Genomic DNA, 18,457 nt, shown 5'->3' with positions numbered 1-18,457 from the left:
CTGAGGCATGCCTCAGCTTTACATCTATCTATTAGATGAGTTGGAATTCTTTGAGTCCATGTGCGATACCGTCTTCAAGAATTGGTTTCGTGACATAATCGGCAGCGGCTTTTGTTTCCGGAAGCCCATTGCCCATTGCAATACCGGTTCCGACATAGCGTAGCATTTCAAGGTCATTGAGAGCATCTCCAAAAGCGAAGGTATCCTCGCGGCGAATGTTTGTCAATTTCAAGAACTGTTTGATGCCTTCTGCTTTCGAGGACCCGACGTTGATGACATCCATCGCGTGGGGATGCCAGCGAATGAAATCAAAAGCATCGTAACGTTTGATGTAATCTGCTTCTTCTTCTGCCGTGCAGTAGACAAGCGTTTGAAACACATCGTGAGACAAGAAGGCTTCTTCATCGTGAAGCGGTAACGGCATGTCGAGATCTCCGAGCGAATCAACGACATGAAAATCATTTGATTTCGTTGTAAAACCTTTTGTTTCGCCAAGATAGACAAGCGTATGTCCGTTTTCCTTTGCTTGTTGCGTCAAATGTGTCAGATCGACTTTAGGTTGTGGACGTTTGTAGATGATTTCGTTTTGATGAACGACAATTTGCCCGTTGTAACCGATGATCGTATCAATGTTGAGCAACTCACGAATCCCAGATAACATTGCGGGACCGCGTCCAGTCGCGAGCGCTACATATACACCGTTTTCTTGAAGTTGACGAATTGCCTGTTTTGTTGATTCCGGAACGAAATGACCATCATGCAATAAGGTTCCGTCGATATCGAAAAAGACGACTTTCTGATTTGCCATGGTTTCACCTTCTCTTTTTAATTGGTCGAAATGACCTGTTCATGTGAAAGTATAGCATAACCAAAAGCGTGTTGCCGGAAGGGAACATGTGGAATAAGGATGAAAAATAGTCCATGTATCGTGTATACTGTACTAAGGACAAAAAACAATGTACTGATAAGGAGTTGCTAGACATGATTTTTAAAGTATTTTACCAACCGCTTCGTTCGGAAGCACCTGTTCGTGAACGGACAGAAACGATGTATGTAGAAGGGGAAAGCATTCGTGACGTGCGATCAACGATTGACGACCTCAAAGAGATCAACATTGAGTTCATCCGCGAAGTTAGTGGAGAATTTTTGACATACGAACAACAACATCCTGACTTCAAGGTTGCGACGTTCGAATGAAGTTCGTCAAAAACCATCAAGCCGCCGTCTTCGCACTCGGTGGACTCGGGGAAATCGGAAAGAACACGTATGTCGTTCAATTCCAAGATGAAATCATCGTCATCGACGCGGGTGTCATGTTCCCTGAGGATGAATTACTCGGAATCGACTATGTCATTCCGGACTACACTTATTTGATCAAGAACAAAGATAAGGTCAAAGGGGTCTTCATCACGCACGGTCACGAAGACCATATTGGCGGTCTTCCTTTCTTGCTTAAACAAGTAAACTTACCGATTTACGCTGGAAAAATTGCAATGGGTCTCATTAAAGTCAAACTAGAAGAACACGGTTTGCTTCGGAATGCAGAACTTCATGAAATCGATGAAGATTCGATCATCAAGTTTCGGAAGACGAGTATCTCGTTCTTCCGTACGACACACTCGATTCCGAACTCGTTCGGTGTCGTCGTCAAGACACCACAAGGCAATATCGTGCATACAGGGGACTTTAAGTTCGATTTCACACCGGTCGGAGAACCTGCTGATTTAGCGAAAATGGCTGAACTTGGTAAGGAAGGCGTCTTGTGCCTCTTATCGGATTCTACGAACGCTGAAGTGGAAGGTTTTACGATGAGCGAACGTGTCGTTGGGGAAACGATTTCAGACATCTTCCGTAAGGCGGAAGGACGAATCATTTTCGCGACATTCGCATCGAACATCTATCGTCTCCAACAAGTCGTCAATGCTTCTGTTGAAGCAGGACGAAAAATCGTCGTTTTCGGACGTAGCATGGATAAGGTCATGATGATTGGTCAAGAACTTGACTTCATCAAGGCGCCGAAGGGTACGATCATCGAGCCGAACGAGATGAAGCGTTATAAATCAAACGAGTTGACGATCCTTTGTACCGGTTCACAAGGAGAACCGATGGCGGCCCTTAGCCGTATCGCAAACGGAACACACCGTCAAATTTCAATCATTCCAGATGATCTCGTCATCTTCTCTTCGTCACCAATCCCAGGAAACGTCGTTTCTGTCGGAAAGACGATCAATCAGCTATATAAAGCTGGCGCGGATGTCATGTACGGTAAACTGAATGATATCCATACATCAGGTCACGGTAGTCAACAAGAGCAGTTGCTCATGTTACGTCTATTGAATCCGAAATACTTCATGCCGATTCACGGGGAATACCGGATGCTGAAGAAGCATATGTCGCTTGCGATGGACGCTGGTGTACCGGAAGAGAACTGCTTCGTCATGGATAACGGTGAAGTACTGGCATTAGATGCGAATGCAGCCGCTATCACTGGGAAGATTCAAGCGAATGCCGTTTATGTCGATGGAAAAGGAATCGGTGATATCGGTAATATCGTCTTACGAGACCGCCGTATTCTCTCAGAAGAGGGACTTGTCGTCGTTGTCGTGACGCTTGACTCTAAAACGAATCGTCTCGTCTCAGGACCGGATATCATCTCGCGTGGTTTCGTCTACATGCGTGAGTCAGGTAATTTGATTAAAGATGCTGAACGTCTACTTAAGCGTTCGCTTGATCAATCGCTTGCGAACCGTAACACGAAATGGACGGACATCAAACAAGTCATCAATGATACGCTCACACCGTATTTAACTGAAAAAACACAACGTCATCCGATGGTCATGCCGATCATCATGGAAGTCTGATTCGAAAAAATCCTCGTTTCCGGAAACGGAAACGAGGATTTTTGTATTATGTGGCAGGACCATATTCCTTGAATGGTTCTTTTTTATCGATCCGATCATAGAACATGACACCATCTAAATGATCATATTCGTGTTGACAGACGATTGCTTTCATCCCTTTTAAACGTAATTTTACCGGATTTCCGTTATGATCGATGCCAGTTAGGGTAATACGCATATAGCGCGGTACATGTCCTTCGACTTCACGGTCGACGGACAAACATCCTTCGCCGCCTGTTAAATACGTCTGCTCGACGGAATGACTGATGATTTTTGGATTATAAATACCGAATTCCAATAAATCGTCACCATCCGGTAAGCGGATCGCGAACATGCGCTTGTTGACACCGATTTGTGGTGCTGCAAGTCCAATGCCGCTTCGTAGGTCATATTTCTTCGCAATTTCATCATCTTGACTATTGGCGAGGAACTCGCGCATGAGTCGCATCGTTTCCTTATCCTCGTCGCTGAGAGGGAAGGTCACTTCTACTGACCGTTCGTGAAGAGCAGGAACGTCTTCGCGTACGATTTCATTCATGGTGATCATGAACAACACTCCTTTCGTCTACAAAAAGTATAGCATAGGAAAGTGGGGAATGATGACAACTAACACAGTAGGAAAATATCGAATGATACAGAAGATGGAATATTCTAGTTTTGTGATTGAATTCACAATGTGAAACGCGAAAAAAATAAAACATTTCCTTTGATTTTAAGGTGTTACAGATTTATACTTGTAACGTAATGAACAAGACACTATAACGTGTCGATTCATGATAATACAGTTTACTCAACTGAATAGGTACACAGACACATGTTCAAAGGATAGTCACACGGGACTTCGTTTTTTGGACACTATTGTCATGTGGGCAAATCAGTCAGAGGAATATTTCGCTGAACGCAGTGAAAGGATGAGGTGAAAAGATGAACGTAAACATGTTTAAAAACGTGGAAGAAAACTTTGAAACGTTCCGCATTCTTGACGAGAAAGGTGAAGTCGTCAATAAAGACGCTATGCCAGACCTCTCGGATGAAGAGCTTACGGAATTAATGCGCCGTCTCGTATACACACGTATCTGGGACCAACGTGCAATCTCACTTAACCGTCAAGGACGTCTTGGTTTCTACGCTCCAGTAGCTGGACAAGAAGCGTCAATGATCGGTACGCAATTCGCTTTGGATAAAGATGACTGGATTCTTCCTGGATACCGTGATATTCCACAAATGGTCTTCCATGGCTTCCCACTTTACAAAGCATTCTTGTTCTCACGCGGTCACATCACAGGTGGTCAGATTCCTGAAGGTGTTAACGTCTTAATGCCACAAATCATCATCGGTGCGCAGATCGTTCAAGCGGCTGGTGTTGCTCTCGGTCTTAAGAAAAGCGGTAAAGAACAAGTAGCGATCACTTACACAGGTGATGGTGGTTCTTCACAAGGGGACTTCTATGAAGGTATGAACTTCGCTGGAGCTTTCAAAGCACCTGCAATCTTCGTCGTTCAAAACAACCGTTTCGCAATCTCGACACCTGTCGAAAAACAATCTATGGCGAAAACAATCGCTCAAAAAGCTGTTGCTGCTGGTATCAATGGTATCCAAGTCGACGGTATGGACGTTCTTGCTGTATACGCAGCTACGAAACAAGCACGCGTAGAAGCACTTAACGGTGTTCCGACATTGATTGAAACATTGACTTACCGTTATGGACCACACACACTCGCTGGTGATGATCCAACACGTTACCGTACAAAAGACATGGATGATGAGTATCAAGCACAAGATCCACTCGTCCGTTTCCGTGCTTTCATGGAAGCAAAAGGTCTTTGGAACGAAGATAAAGAGAACGAAGTCATCGAGCAAGCTAAAGCTGACGTTAAGGAAGCACTTGCACAAGCTGACAAAGAACCAAAACAAAAAGTTACAGATTTCATCAACGTGATGGCTGAAAAGCTTCCACTAAACCTGCAAGAGCAGCTTGATGAGTATACAGCAAAGGAGTCGAAATAACCCATGGCACAAATGACGATGATCCAAGCGATCACTGACGCAATGCGCGTCGAGATGAAACGCGACGAACAAGTTCTCTTGTTCGGTGAAGACGTCGGTAAAAACGGTGGGGTATTCCGTGCGACAGAAGGTCTTCAAGATGAGCTCGGCGAAGACCGTGTCTTCGATACACCACTTGCGGAATCAGGTATTGGTGGTCTTGCTGTCGGATTCAGTCTGACAGGATTCCGTCCAATCATGGAAATCCAATTCTTCGGATTCGTATTCGAAGTATTCGATTCAGTTGCAGCACAACTCGCGCGTCTCCGTTACCGTTCAGGTGGCACATACAATGCACCTGTAACAATCCGTTCACCATTCGGTGGCGGTGTTAAAACACCGGAACTTCACGCAGATAACCTCGAAGGACTCATGGCTCAGTCACCAGGACTTAAAGTTGTCATTCCTTCAACACCATACGATGCAAAAGGTCTCTTGATCGCGTCAATCCGTGATAACGACCCAGTCGTATTCCTCGAGCACATGAAACTCTACCGTTCATTCCGCGGTGAAGTGCCAGAGGGCGATTACACGATCGAACTCGGAAAAGCTGATGTAAAACGTGAAGGTACAGATGTAACAATCGTCACTTACGGTGCGATGGTGCACGCTTCACTTAAAGCAGCAGAAGAGCTCGAAAAAGAAAACATCAGCGTCGAAATCATCGACTTGATGACGATCAGCCCGATCGATATCGATACGATTCTTGCTTCTGTCAAGAAAACAAACCGTGTCGTCGTCGTTCAAGAAGCACAAAAACAAGCGGGTATCGCTGCAATGGTTGCAACTGAAATCCAAGAACGTGCAATCCTTGACCTCGAAGCACCGATTCTTCGTGTTGCTGCTCCAGATACGATCTTCCCATTCGCACAAGGTGAAGACGTCTGGATCCCGGATCACAAAGATATTGTCGAGAAAGTCAAGACTGTCTACAATTTCTAAGAGCATTTCGGAAAATAAGGAGAGGGGTACATTCTCTCCTTGCTTCCGTTTTTACAGATAACAATCGACTAGAAGAGTGAACTAAAAGGAGGCATATTCAAATGGGTTTATTTGAATTCAAATTGCCGGATATCGGTGAGGGTATTCATGAAGGTGAAATCGTAAAGTGGTTCGTAAAAGCGGGCGACACTGTCAAAGAAGATGATGTTCTTCTTGAAGTACAAAACGATAAAGCAGTCGTTGAAATTCCATCGCCAGTTGATGGTACTGTTAAAGAAGTAAAAGTTGACGAAGGTGTCGTAGCTGTCGTTGGCGACGTCCTCATCACTTTCGAAGTCGAAGGCGAAGGTTCTGCTCCTTCTGAAGAAGCAGAGCAACCAAAAGCTGAAGAAAATGCGAAAGACGTTCAAGATACGGATCAAAAAGTGGAAGACAAACCAAACGAGGTTCAAATCCATAAATCAGAACGCGTCATCGCGATGCCATCTGTCCGTAAATATGCACGTGAAAAAGGTGTCGACATCCGTGAAGTCCAAGGTTCTGGAGACAACGGTCGTGTCGTTAAAGAAGACATCGATGCATTCGCTAACGGTGGACAAACTTCTGATGCACCAGCAACTGAAGAAAAAGCACCAGCTGCTTCTGCACCAAAAACAGAAGTGAAGCCATACGTTGCTGCTCAACCTGAACTTGAAACACGCGAGAAAATCAAAGGAATCCGTAAAGCGATTTCGAAAGCAATGGTTAACTCGAAACATACAGCTCCACACGTAACACTCATGGACGAAGTGGATGTTACGAACCTCGTTGCACTCCGTAAAAACTTCAAAGAAGTTGCGGCTGCTCAAGGTACGAAATTGACTTACCTTCCGTTCGTCGTAAAAGCATTGACTGCTGCTGCTAAAAAATACCCGGCAATCAACGCATCAATCGACGATGTAAACGAAGAAATCGTCTACAAAAACTACTTCAATATCGGTATTGCTGCTGATACAGACAACGGTCTTGTCGTACCAGTCGTCAAAGATGCAGATCGTAAATCGATCTTCGCACTTGCTGACAACATCAATGACCTTGCTGGTAAAGCACGTGACGGAAAACTTTCTGGCGACGAGATGAAAGGCGGATCAATCACGATCACTAACATCGGTTCTGCTGGCGGTCAATGGTTCACACCAGTCATCAACCACCCAGAAGTTGCAATCCTCGGTATCGGTCGTATCGCTGAAAAAGCGGTCGTTAAAAACGGCGAAATCGTTGCTGCACCAGTTCTTGCACTTTCATTCAGCTTCGACCACCGTCTCATCGATGGTGCAACTGCACAAAACGCGCTTAACTTAGTTAAACGCCTATTGAACGACCCACAACTTCTCATCATGGAGGGATAAGCAATGGTAGTAGGTGAATTCGCACAAGAAACAGATTTACTCGTAATCGGGGCTGGCCCTGGTGGTTACGTTGCTGCAATCCGCGGCGCGCAACTTGGTATGAAAGTAACAATCGTTGAACGTGAAAACGTCGGCGGTGTCTGCTTAAACGTAGGATGTATCCCATCAAAAGCCTTGATCACTGCAGGACATAACTTCCAGCACGCTAAAGGTTCAAGCGATATGGGGATCACTTCTGAGAATGCAACTGTCGATTTCTCGAAAGTTCAATCTTGGAAACAATCTGTCGTCAACAAATTGACTGGCGGCGTTAGTGGTCTTCTTAAAGGGAACAAAGTCGAGACTGTCGTTGGGGAAGCTTACTTCCAATCAGAAGATACAGTCCGTATCATCAACGAAGATTCTTCGACTCCTTACAAATTCAAGAAATGTATCATCGCGACAGGTTCGACTCCAATCGAACTTCCAGCTTTCAAATGGTCAAAACGCGTCCTTTCTTCAACAGGCGCATTGAACCTTCCTGAAATCCCGAAAAAACTCATCGTCATCGGTGGCGGATACATCGGGATGGAGCTTGGTACAGCGTATGCGAACTTCGATACAGAAGTCGTCATTCTTGAAGGAACAAAAGACATCCTTTCTGGTTTCGAGCCTGCTATGACGCAAGTCGTTAAGAAGAAGCTCAAACAAAAAGGCAACATCACAATCCACAACGAAGCACTTGCTCAAAGTGTAGAAGAGTCGGAAGATGGCGTTAAAGTAACATTCGAAGTCAACGGTGAAGCACAAACAGTTGAAGCGGACTACGTCCTCGTTACTGTCGGTCGCCGTCCGAACACTGGTGATCTTGGTCTTGAAATGGCAGAAGTCAAAGTCAGCGACCGTGGTCTTGTCGAAATCGACGATCAGTGCCGTACTTCAAACGAAAACATCTACGCAATCGGTGATATCGTTCCAGGACCACCACTTGCACACAAAGCTTCATTCGAAGCTAAAATTGCTGCTGAAGCAGCTGCAGGACACCCTGCATACCTCGACTACAGCGCGATTCCAGCGGTCGTCTTCACAGATCCAGAACTCGCTACAGTCGGTTACACGGAAGCACAAGCGAAAGAAGAAGGACTCGATTACATCGCGTCTAAATTCCCTTACGCTGCGAATGGTCGTGCACTTGCACTCAACGAGCCAGACGGCTTCTTGAAAATGATCACTCGTAAATCAGATGGTCTCTTGATCGGCGCGCAAATCGCTGGTACAGGCGCATCTGATATGATCGCTGAAATGGGACTCGCAATCGAGTCTGGTATGACAGCTGAAGATATCGCACTCACAATCCATGCACACCCATCACTCGGTGAAATCGCAATGGAAACTGCTGAAGTTGCAATCGGTAGCCCAATCCACATCATTAAATAATATCGAAACACCTCATACACGGGGAGCCGATCGTGTATGAGGTGTTTTTTTGTTTGGTCTTGATACAAAAAAGGAAAAGAAAAAGTAAAAATCGGAGAGGGTGGACGCACATGGAATCCGTGACTACCTTAGAGGAGCTGTATTACGTATCGGAAATGGATAAGGTTCGTTTTGTCGGCTGGACGACTGCACTCGCCCGCTATGATTTTGCTGTCGTCTGTACGGGACAATTCTTCGGGAAAGTACTTGTCGTCAGTTTAACCGGTGGTCAGTCAGCGTTACTCGATCAACAGGATGTGTTGAATGGAGATGTCTTAATTCGTACATTTGCGATTGAACGAGAGGATGTCGAAGTAATCGGTGAAGCACTCGCAGCGTTCATTCCTTGTTCACCAAACGATGAATACGCAGAATGAAATGACAAAAAAAGCAGTAATCCTCATCTAGTAAGGATTACTGCTTTGTTTTGTCTTCACCGAATTGCATTCGATTGCTGAATGACTTTGATCGTCTCGAGCGAATGATCCTCAAGACCTTGAACCGGAAGACCAGCTTCAATGTTTTCTTTAATATAGGCAAGATTGTCTGCCGTGATCATTTCGCCAGGAATAAAGATGGGAATACCAGGAGGATACACCATCATGAATTCAGCTGAAATCCGTCCGACCGCATCGACTAACGGAATTGTCTCTGTTTCTTCATAGAAAGCATCACGTGGGCTGAGAGCGAGCGCTGGAATGTCTGGAAGGACGATTGAGTGATCAGTCGTTTCAGCGCCATTATTCTGATAGCGTGCAACAAGTAAAGACATCGCATGTAGGAATGCATCGATTGTCTCTTCCGAGTCACCAGAAGTGATGATGACAAGGATATTATTTAAATCAGAAAGTTCAACTTCGATCCGATGTTCTTCACGCAAAAACTCTTCGACAAGGTGACCAGAGATACCAAGTCCCTTAACGGAAACGAGCACTTTCGTTGGATCAAAAGCGAACGTCGCACTTGAATGAAGATCGGATTCGCCGAAAACGGCGAGATAAGGAAGCTTCGCTAATCCGAAACGCATCCGTGTCGAGAGTTCGAGTGCCCGACGATTCATCGCTTCACCGTTGATTGCAAGATGGCGCCGTGCGCAGTCAAGAGAAGCAAGCAGTAGATAGGATGTTGAAGTCGTCGTCAACATCGAGAGTACCGCTTGAACCTTATCCGGAGAGACAAGACCCCGGCGAACGTTTAAAACAGAGCTTCCAGTGAGTGATCCACCGAGTTTATGGACACTCGTTGCTGCGAGATCAGCTCCTGCTTGCATTGCAGATAATGGCATATCTTCGTGGAAGGCGATATGGACGCCGTGTGCTTCGTCGACGAGTACCGGAATACCCTTACTATGGGAAAGTTTGACGATGCTCTCCAAGTCGCCAGCAACGCCGAAATAGGTCGGGTTGATGACGAGCACTGCCTTTGTATCAGGATGAAGTGCAAGGGCACGTTCTACCGCGCTTGGTGTGATACCGTGTGCGATACCAAATGTCTCATCGAATTCAGGATGAATGAAAATCGGGTGCGCACCAGAAAGAACGATAGCTGACATCACCGATTTATGAACATTTCGAGGAACGAGAATTTTATCATCAGGTCCGACGACGCTCATGATCATTGCCATGATTGCGGTTGACGTTCCTTGTACGGAAAAGAACGTTTCGTCGGCATGGAAGGCTTGAGCTGCCAATTGATGAGCTTCCTTAATGATTGCCTTTGGATGATGAAGATCATCAAGGGGAGCGATATTGATTAAATCGATATCGAGCGCATTCTGACCGATGAACGATCGAAAGGCTGGATCCATTCCTTGACCATTTTTATGACCGGGAATATGAAATTGAATTGGTTGACGTTTCGCATGCGCGAGTAGCGCATCGAATAAAGGTGTATCGAGCTGTGTTAAGCTTTTTGTTTGCACCAGATTTCCCCCCCTTAAAACCGAATAAAAATACAATCAAACAAGCTAACTATAACAAGTTTTCGGACGGTTGCAACTGTTTTATGCTTCTTTTCCGTGTAAAATAGAAAAGTGCAGAAAGGAAGTGGGAATGATGGCATTGAATTATCCGCTCAATTCCGATTGGTCGACGGAAGAAATTGTGAAAGTCATCGACTTTTTCAATTTAGTCGAACAAGCGTATGAATCAGGTGTAGAACGACAACGTTTGCTCGAGGCATATCGGGAATTTAAGCAAATCGTCACCTCGAAATCCGAGGAAAAACAGTGGGATCAGTTTTATATGGAAGAGACAGGTTGCTCAAGTTATCGGACGATGCAACAGGCAAAACGCCAAGAAGATCCAATCGTGCGCATGAAAAAATAATGACATCATAAAAGATAAGACTCCTATGCGATCGTATAGGAGTCTTATCTTTTATACGGACTGGAAATGTGCGGAAAATGATCATCATTTGTTTAAAGTAGAAGGGAAGCGGCTATATACTACATACAAGACGTTATCCTTACAAATATGTGAAACTGTATTTTTTAAAATTAGATGCTTTACATCTAAGTTGAATCGTACTATTATTGATTCAATCCACTGATAAGTCGCAATTGTCTGACAAATTAAACTTCTGTTTATCCCGCGAAGGAGTGTGGTTACTGTGAAACAAGTGATAGAAGCATACAAGAGAAAAGATGCAGAAAAACGCATTCCTGTATTGCGTCTCGAAATCGACTATGAGCTTGCTACATTACATGATGCGATGGTGGCAAGTGACGCAGAAGCTGTTGGTGCAAGTAAAGAGCGCCTCGAAAAATATCGTCAAGAGATGGTACGTCTTGAAGCTTGATTTCAACGTCCTTTTCTCTACCTTATAATAAAATATCACTACTTCAACCAGCGAATCGTTCGCTGGTTTTCTTTTTTTTGTTACTATAGAAGAAGCTGGAAACGATGATGAAGGAGTGAAGGAAGATGCAAATCGAGTTGGATGCGATAGACTTGATCAAGCGAGCAGGGAAATACATTCGCGAAAAGATTGATGTGTCGTATCACATTGAACAGAAAACCGGAAAAAGTGATTTAGTGACGGAGATTGATCAAGCCGTCGAGGATTTATTGATTAAAGGTATTCTAGATCGCTATCCGGATCATCATATTTATGGTGAAGAGGGGCGCATCGCTCGACCCGATACACTCGAAGGTACGATTTGGTTCGTTGATCCGATCGACGGAACGATGAACTTCATCCGTCAAAAGCGAATGTTCGCCATCTCAATTGCGATCATGATGGAAGGGGAATTACGGTACGGATTTGTTTATGATGTCATGGCTGACGAGCTATTTCATGTCATCAAAGGACAAGGGGCTTATCAAAACGGTATTCGGTTACCTCAACTGACAGAACGGAGCGTTAAGGAAGCGATCATCTGTATGAATGCTACCTGGGTGACGCCGAACCGTCGAATTAACACGGATCGTCTTGCTCCGCTCGTGCGACACGCAGTAGGTGTACGAGCGATTGGTGCAGCTTCCCTTGAACTCGCATGGACGGCTGCCGGACGCGTTGATGGATATATCACGATGCGTAACATGCCTTGGGATTATGCAGCCGGTCAATTATTGATTGAAGAGCTTGGTGGACGTGTCGGGACGATTACCGGAGAGCCGATGTCGTTTCTCGAGCAAACGAGTGTATTAGCAGGGAGCCAGACATTCGTTGAAGATGTATTGACGTTCGTACAAACACAAGAGGATTGAAAAAAGGTCCTTTCGTTTTAAACGAAAGGAACCTTCTCAGTCATGTTTGTTTGCGCAAACGTGCCTTTAAAACGAATCCGGCACCCATCGCAACTATCATCAAGACGACAGAGGCGATCGTCATCGGTACGTTTTGTTCCGCGATGAAAATGCCGATGGCTGCCATGGATCCTACTGCAAGCATGGCAAGTAACAAAAATAGTAGACGCATGTTTTTTCCCCCTCTACCCGTGAGTACGTTAACAGTGTAGCGTGAATGAAGAATAATGAAAAGGCTTTCGAGATGATGTCGAATCTTAGTCATTGCCAATTAGGACTCTACCTGTGCTATACTCTTAAAGTTGACCGAAAGTATGATAAGATTTATTTAAATGAATAGAAAGAGGTACACACCTATGACAACATTAGTACGAAATGATTTACGCAACGTTGCGATCATCGCTCACGTTGACCATGGTAAAACAACATTAGTCGATGAGCTTTTAAAACAGTCTGGTACGTTCCGTACGAACGAACAAGTCGAAGAACGCGCAATGGACTCAAATGACATCGAGCGGGAACGTGGAATCACGATTCTTGCGAAAAACACTGCAATCGACTACAAAAACACACGCATCAACATCGTTGATACGCCAGGACACGCCGATTTCGGTGGAGAAGTTGAGCGGATCATGCGTATGGTGGATGGCGTCATCCTCGTTGTCGATGCACGTGAAGGCTGTATGCCACAAACACGTTTCGTTTTGAAAAAAGCACTCGAGCAAGGACTTCAACCAATTGTCGTCGTCAACAAAATCGACAAACCGATGGTCCGTCCTCTTGAAGTCGTCGACGAAGTCGTGGATCTCTTGATCGACCTCGGAGCTGACGAAGATCAACTCGAATTCCCAGTCGTTTATGCATCGGCAGTCAACGGCTCAAGTTCATTCGAACCTGAATTAGATAAACAAGAAGATACAATCACGAACGTTCTTGATTTAATTCTTGAGCATACACCAGCACCTGTCGATAACACAATGGAGCCACTTCAGTTCCAAGTTACGATGCTTGACTATGATAACTACCTCGGACGGATCGGTGTTGGTCGTGTCTTCCGTGGCGAAATCAAAGTTGGCGATAGCGTTTCACTTTCGAAACTTGACGGTTCAACGAAGAACTTCCGTGTCACGAAGTTGTTCGGTTACTTCGGTCTAAAACGTGTCGAAATCGAAACTGCAAAAGCAGGAGACTTGATTGCGATCGCTGGTATGGAAGACATCAACGTCGGTGAAACAGTTTGCCCAACTTCACACGTTGATCCACTCCCATTATTACGTATCGATGAGCCAACGCTTCAAATGACATTCATCGTCAATAACTCGCCATTCGCTGGTCGTGAAGGGGATCTTGTTACTTCACGTAAAATCGAAGAGCGTCTTGAAAAAGAACTTGAGACGGACGTTTCACTCCGTATCGAAAACACGGATTCACCGGACCGCTGGATCGTTTCTGGTCGTGGGGAGCTTCACCTCGGGATCTTGATCGAGAACATGCGCCGTGAAGGATACGAAATCCAAGTATCTAAACCGCAAGTTATCATCAAAGAAGAAGAAGGTGTCAAAGTCGAGCCATTCGAACGCGTCGTCATCGATACACCAGAAGAGTACACAGGTTCTGTCATGGAATCGATTGGTCTCCGTAAAGGTGAATTGACGAACATGCAAACAATGGACAACGGTCAAACGAAAATGGAATTCATCGTTCCTTCACGTGGTTTGATCGGTTACCGTAACGAATTCCTTTCTGCTACACGCGGATACGGAATCATGAACCACACGTTCGAAGAATACCGTCCCTTCATCCAAGCGGATATCGGTGGGCGTCGTAGTGGGGTTATGGTCTCAATCGAAACGGGTAAAGCAACTGCTTACGCGATCTCAGCTCTTGAAGACCGCGGAACGATCTTCATCGAGCCTGGTATTGAAGTATACGAAGGTATGATCATCGGCGAATGTAACCGTGATGTCGATCTCGCTGTCAACGTCGTTAAAGCAAAACAATTAACGAACATGCGTGCATCTGCAAAAGACTCAACAAACGTTCTTAAACGTCCACGTGTCTTCTCACTTGAAGAGTCGTTGACATTCTTGAACGAAGATGAGTACTGTGAAATCACACCACAATCGGTTCGTCTCCGTAAACAAGTCTTGAACAAGAACGAACGTGAAAAGCAAGAAAAACGTCGTCGTCTAGGTAAAGATTAAGTCTGGAACGAATAGGGGGACTGGCAATGACTGCACAAGCTGCCGTTGCTTCTGATTTTCCGAAATACGATATTCCGTTCATCGCGAAACTTCTCGGTGTCGGAAGTGATCCGAACAACATCGAAGCGGGATTTTATGCCTTAATGATCACCGTCGTCATTTTGACGCTTGTCGTCTTTAAATTAGGATTTGCTAAGGAACTAGCATGGTGGAAATCACTGATCGTCTATCTCTTGCTCGCCGTCTTCTCGGCAGCATTGACGCTTGTCTTCTGGACATGGCCGATTCCTGAAGTACTCCTTGCGATGGTCTTCGTACTTGGTATTTATCGCTTCCGGATGTGGATGGTCAAGCGTGAACGTGAACGGACAGCTTCTTGACGGAAGCATGTCATGAATCAAAAGAACGAATCTCTTCGGAGGTTCGTTCTTTTTTTGTGCTAATTCAGATGCATGATTTAAAGCGTAGCGGGAACAGGGATACTAAAAGGGGGAAGAAAACAGTGAAAATAAGGTATGTCATACCCCTGCTGTTAGCGGGTATTCTGATCGGCTGTACACAAACGTCAGAAGAATCGTCAACAAAGGAAACCAATCAGAAGACACAAAAAAACAATCAACAGGATTCAGGTAATCAAGAAGATACGCAATCATCACAAACGCAAGAAGGAGTCGTATTTAAAGAGCTAAACGCCCCATGGAATATCGTTCGCGAAGGAGAGACTTTTTATATTACAGAGCGCGAAGGAACAATCGTCAAAGGAAAACAAGGTGATTATGAGAGGATGCGCTTGCAACTGAAGAAAGATGTAATTGCTGAAGGAGAAAGTGGATTACTCGGTATGGTACTTGACCCTGATTTTAAGAACAATAAGACGGCATACGTCTATCATACGTATGCAAAACAAAATCAAGCGACCAATCGTGTCATTGCAATCAAAGAGGAAGGCCATCAGTGGGTCGAAGAGCGTGTGTTACTCGACGATATTCCGGGAGCGACGATTCACAACGGAGGACGACTTGAGTGGGGTCCAGAAGGTGCACTCTACGTCACAGCAGGAGACGCAGCAAATCCTGAACTGGCGCAAGACATCGATTCACTTGCAGGAAAAATTTTACGCATCACACCTGAAGGAAAACCGTTCAAGGAGAATCAAAAAGGCTATGTCTATAGTCTTGGTCACCGAAATCCACAAGGGCTTGTTTTCGTCGATGACCAACTGTATGCAAGTGAGCACGGACAAAGTGGACACGATGAAATTAATCGAATTGAACAAAAAAATTATGGATGGCCAACGATTGAAGGAACAGAGAAAGCAGAGGGACTCGTGACACCGTGGTACGAAGTGGGAGAGCGATCCGTTGCACCAAGTGGGATTGCAGAAGCGGATGATACGTTGTATTTTGCAACACTTGTAGGTCAACGATTACAAGCGATTAATCTAAAGACGAAACAGGTCAAAACGATTGTCGAAAATCAAGGGCGGATTCGCGATGTGTGGATTGATGAGACGTCAATTTATTATATTACGAACAATACAGATGGTAGAGGGACTCCGTCGACCGAGGATGATCGATTGGTTCGAATCAAGCGGTGAACAAAAAAAAGGTCTGCCAGGGAAGTTTCCCACAGACCTTTTATTTACCAGTGTTTTCGTTTTGTTTCCCAAGTAGGGTATAAATGAAATTGTCCAGAGGCATGGCGTTCGAGTGTCCGTTCTTCTACGCGAGATCGACACTCATCACATAGATGGACACGAACTGGTTTATTGCGTAATCGCTTCGCCGTGAAGGACCAATCATCAATCGTCTCACGCTTATCGCAAATCGTACATTTCACTCGCATGTCGGGTCCTCCCTTTTTTTCTTAGTATATCATATTAGAAGATTATTCAGATGTAAAAAAGGGAATCGAGAAGTATATCTCGAAATATCATCACTAAGTCATAGAGGAGGTGATGTCATGGCAAATAAAGTAGAGCAACATCTCAGCTCACATCAAGTAGATGCGTTATCACAATTACCACTTGTTTTTTTGATCACGCATGATCAATCCAAACATTGGCCGATCACACATGCAATTAGTTGGGTATATGCGAAGGATTCACAAACGGTTCGTTTTGCGATCGAAGCAGATTCTCATCTCGTCAAAACGTTACGAGAACATCCGGTTTTCACCTTGATCTTCTTTGCAGAGCAGTCGACACACAGCTTAACGTGTACGGACGTCAAGGCATTTACGCCGCAAGAACCACTTCCACTTTCGCTCTCTTTTTATGAGGGGCGCGTCGAAGAGGTACGTGACATCTTATTTTACGGAGCAGCTGTCACACAACGACCGACCATTGAAAAAACATACGATGAACAGGCAGCTGAGCGGTTGGATCAACTTGTTCATCGCATCCTAAAAGCGTAACATTCATCACAAACTCGACTCTAAAGGGGCGAACGATGGAATGAAAAAAATATACGTACTTGATACCAATGTCATGCTGCACGATCCACTTTCTCTCTTTCAGTTTCAAGAGCATGATGTCGTCATACCAGCGATCGTACTAGAAGAACTGGATGGAAAAAAACGCAACATGGATGAGGTGGGGCGCAACGCACGAGAAACAGCTCGCATTTTAGACCAATTGCGGGAAACCGGTCAGCTTCATGCGGGAGTTCCGCTTGGTAACGGTGGCATTCTTCGCGTCGATATCGGTGACTCCATTTACGAGGGCTCGCCGTTTATCCATGAATCGAACGATAATAAGATTATCGAGCTCGCATGGTCGATTCATCGTGAACAACAAACTGAAGCGACGCCACGAGATGTCATTCTCGTCTCAAAAGATATCTTAGTCCGCGTTAAAGCGGATGCGTATGGATTAGTCGCTGAGGACTATATGACGGATCATATCGCTGACTTGACTGGTCTTTATACAGGATTCATCGAAGTGACCGTCGATCAGGAATATATCGATGCTTTCTATCAGGATAAACGACTTTCAGTTGATGTATTGCCGGAAAAAGTGCAACCGAATGAATTCATCATTCTAAAAAGTAATATGTCAAAAGCCTCTGCCATTGCTGTCGTTGATCAGAATTTGCCGATCATCCGGGCACTTTCGATCGATGTCGATCAAGTCTGGGGTGTTATTCCCCGAAACGTTCAACAACGGATGGCGTTTGAGTTATTACTTCGAGACGATGTACCGCTCGTTACACTCGTTGGGAAGGCAGGTACCGGAAAGACATTACTTGCACTCGCTGCGGGGCTCCTGCAAGTAGAAGACGAGCATAAATATAAAAAACTTGTCGTTGCTCGTCCAGTCGTGCCGATGGGAAATGATATTGGCTACTTGCCAGGTGAGATGGAGGAAAAGCTTCGTCCGTGGATGCAACCGATCTACGATAACCTCGAACATCTCTTTAATACGGGATCAGGAGACGAACTTGGTAACATTCTCGCGGGAATGAAGACGATTCAACTGGAAGCGTTGACATATATTCGAGGACGGAGCATGCCGGGGCAATTCATCATCATCGATGAAGCGCAGAATTTGACGAAACACGAAGTCAAGACGATTTTAACACGTGTCGGTGAAAACTCAAAAATCGTGTTAGTGGGTGATCCACAACAGATCGATCACCCGTATTTAGATGAATATTCGAACGGTTTATCCTACGCCGTAGAACGCCTTAAAAATGAGAAAATGACGGGACACGTCAAACTCGTCAAAGGGGAACGCTCGAATCTGGCGCGCCTCGCAGCCGACTTATTATAAA

Annotated in this window: 20 protein-coding genes; 15 read left to right on the top strand and 5 right to left on the bottom strand. The window is 45.0% G+C overall.

Annotated features, from left to right (window positions below):
- Positions 1–31: 31 nt before the first annotated feature.
- Positions 32–808, bottom strand: a complete 777-nt coding sequence (locus ACY2IG_RS11650; protein WP_035406686.1) for a Cof-type HAD-IIB family hydrolase — start codon at positions 806–808, stop codon at positions 32–34.
- 173 nt (positions 809–981) lie between these two features.
- On the opposite strand from ACY2IG_RS11650, the gene ACY2IG_RS11645 reads away from it, so the two are divergent.
- Positions 982–1,197: a DNA-dependent RNA polymerase subunit epsilon gene (locus ACY2IG_RS11645; RefSeq protein ID WP_462617951.1), complete on the top strand. Its 216-nt coding sequence runs from the start codon at positions 982–984 to the stop codon at positions 1,195–1,197.
- Positions 1,194–2,861, top strand: a complete 1,668-nt coding sequence (gene rnjA, locus ACY2IG_RS11640; RefSeq protein ID WP_035406688.1) for a ribonuclease J1 — start codon at positions 1,194–1,196, stop codon at positions 2,859–2,861. Before ACY2IG_RS11645 ends, rnjA begins: the two co-directional genes overlap by 4 nt.
- A 46-nt stretch (positions 2,862–2,907) precedes the next feature.
- Here the strand turns inward: rnjA and def are convergent, their stop codons facing one another.
- The gene (gene def / locus ACY2IG_RS11635) at positions 2,908–3,447 is read right to left on the bottom strand and encodes a peptide deformylase (RefSeq protein WP_023468853.1); all 540 of its coding nucleotides are present in this window, start codon (positions 3,445–3,447) and stop codon (positions 2,908–2,910) included.
- Between the two features lie 377 nt (positions 3,448–3,824).
- Between def and pdhA the strand changes: the two genes are divergently transcribed.
- The 5 genes from pdhA (at position 3,825) to ACY2IG_RS11610 (ending at position 9,108) form a co-directional block, all read left to right on the top strand.
- The gene (gene pdhA, locus ACY2IG_RS11630) at positions 3,825–4,907 is read left to right on the top strand and encodes a pyruvate dehydrogenase (acetyl-transferring) E1 component subunit alpha (RefSeq protein WP_035406689.1); all 1,083 of its coding nucleotides are present in this window, start codon (positions 3,825–3,827) and stop codon (positions 4,905–4,907) included.
- 3 nt (positions 4,908–4,910) lie between these two features.
- On the top strand, positions 4,911–5,888 hold the full coding sequence (locus ACY2IG_RS11625) for an alpha-ketoacid dehydrogenase subunit beta (RefSeq protein WP_035406692.1): 978 nt from the start codon (positions 4,911–4,913) through the stop codon (positions 5,886–5,888).
- Positions 5,889–5,989: 101 nt separating this feature from the next.
- Complete coding sequence (locus ACY2IG_RS11620; RefSeq protein ID WP_035406694.1) at positions 5,990–7,276, top strand: dihydrolipoamide acetyltransferase family protein; 1,287 nt, start codon at positions 5,990–5,992, stop codon at positions 7,274–7,276.
- Between the two features lie 3 nt (positions 7,277–7,279).
- On the top strand, positions 7,280–8,692 hold the full coding sequence (lpdA, locus tag ACY2IG_RS11615; RefSeq protein WP_029342176.1) for a dihydrolipoyl dehydrogenase: 1,413 nt from the start codon (positions 7,280–7,282) through the stop codon (positions 8,690–8,692).
- 110 nt (positions 8,693–8,802) lie between these two features.
- Positions 8,803–9,108 carry an SAV0927 family protein gene (locus ACY2IG_RS11610; protein WP_023468848.1) on the top strand — a complete coding sequence of 102 codons (306 nt, stop codon included), beginning with the start codon at positions 8,803–8,805 and terminating at the stop codon, positions 9,106–9,108.
- Between the two features lie 56 nt (positions 9,109–9,164).
- Here ACY2IG_RS11610 and ACY2IG_RS11605 read toward each other — a convergent pair whose 3' ends face one another.
- Entirely contained in the window at positions 9,165–10,652 is a 1,488-nt protein-coding gene (locus ACY2IG_RS11605) for an aminotransferase class I/II-fold pyridoxal phosphate-dependent enzyme (protein WP_462617950.1), read from the bottom strand.
- A gap of 133 nt (positions 10,653–10,785) precedes the next feature.
- Here ACY2IG_RS11605 and ACY2IG_RS11600 point away from each other — a divergent pair, with 133 nt between their 5' ends.
- The 3 genes from ACY2IG_RS11600 (at position 10,786) to ACY2IG_RS11590 (ending at position 12,441) form a co-directional block, all read left to right on the top strand.
- A complete protein-coding gene (locus tag ACY2IG_RS11600) occupies positions 10,786–11,058 on the top strand; it encodes a UPF0223 family protein (protein WP_035406705.1) in 273 nt (90 codons plus the stop codon).
- A gap of 283 nt (positions 11,059–11,341) precedes the next feature.
- The gene (locus ACY2IG_RS11595) at positions 11,342–11,530 is read left to right on the top strand and encodes a hypothetical protein (RefSeq protein ID WP_023468845.1); all 189 of its coding nucleotides are present in this window, start codon (positions 11,342–11,344) and stop codon (positions 11,528–11,530) included.
- A gap of 125 nt (positions 11,531–11,655) precedes the next feature.
- Positions 11,656–12,441, top strand: a complete 786-nt coding sequence (locus ACY2IG_RS11590) for an inositol monophosphatase family protein (RefSeq protein WP_035406708.1) — start codon at positions 11,656–11,658, stop codon at positions 12,439–12,441.
- 40 nt (positions 12,442–12,481) lie between these two features.
- Here ACY2IG_RS11590 and ACY2IG_RS11585 read toward each other — a convergent pair whose 3' ends face one another.
- Positions 12,482–12,652: a DUF5325 family protein gene (locus ACY2IG_RS11585; RefSeq protein WP_462617949.1), complete on the bottom strand. Its 171-nt coding sequence runs from the start codon at positions 12,650–12,652 to the stop codon at positions 12,482–12,484.
- 184 nt (positions 12,653–12,836) lie between these two features.
- Between ACY2IG_RS11585 and typA the strand changes: the two genes are divergently transcribed.
- The 3 genes from typA (at position 12,837) to ACY2IG_RS11570 (ending at position 16,281) form a co-directional block, all read left to right on the top strand.
- Positions 12,837–14,684: a translational GTPase TypA gene (gene typA, locus ACY2IG_RS11580; RefSeq protein ID WP_035406711.1), complete on the top strand. Its 1,848-nt coding sequence runs from the start codon at positions 12,837–12,839 to the stop codon at positions 14,682–14,684.
- A 26-nt stretch (positions 14,685–14,710) separates the two neighbouring features.
- A complete protein-coding gene (locus tag ACY2IG_RS11575) occupies positions 14,711–15,064 on the top strand; it encodes a YlaH-like family protein (RefSeq protein WP_462617948.1) in 354 nt (117 codons plus the stop codon).
- A gap of 122 nt (positions 15,065–15,186) precedes the next feature.
- Positions 15,187–16,281, top strand: coding sequence for a PQQ-dependent sugar dehydrogenase (locus tag ACY2IG_RS11570; protein WP_462617947.1), 1,095 nt, complete (start codon positions 15,187–15,189; stop codon positions 16,279–16,281).
- Between the two features lie 44 nt (positions 16,282–16,325).
- Here ACY2IG_RS11570 and ACY2IG_RS11565 read toward each other — a convergent pair whose 3' ends face one another.
- On the bottom strand, positions 16,326–16,529 hold the full coding sequence (locus ACY2IG_RS11565) for a YlaI family protein (RefSeq protein ID WP_035406716.1): 204 nt from the start codon (positions 16,527–16,529) through the stop codon (positions 16,326–16,328).
- Between the two features lie 117 nt (positions 16,530–16,646).
- Here ACY2IG_RS11565 and ACY2IG_RS11560 point away from each other — a divergent pair, with 117 nt between their 5' ends.
- Together ACY2IG_RS11560 and ACY2IG_RS11555 are read left to right on the top strand one after the other, a co-directional pair.
- Positions 16,647–17,099 carry a PNPOx family protein gene (locus ACY2IG_RS11560; RefSeq protein WP_462617946.1) on the top strand — a complete coding sequence of 151 codons (453 nt, stop codon included), beginning with the start codon at positions 16,647–16,649 and terminating at the stop codon, positions 17,097–17,099.
- 40 nt (positions 17,100–17,139) lie between these two features.
- Positions 17,140–18,456 (top strand): PhoH family protein, encoded by a 1,317-nt coding sequence (locus ACY2IG_RS11555; RefSeq protein ID WP_035406722.1) that lies wholly within the window; start codon positions 17,140–17,142, stop codon positions 18,454–18,456.
- Position 18,457: the final 1 nt, after the last annotated feature.

Source organism: Exiguobacterium sp. EF_C8 (assembly GCF_054956715.1).
The sequence above is the reverse complement of the archived record's forward strand: the minus strand, read 5'-3'. Positions and strand labels throughout refer to the sequence as shown.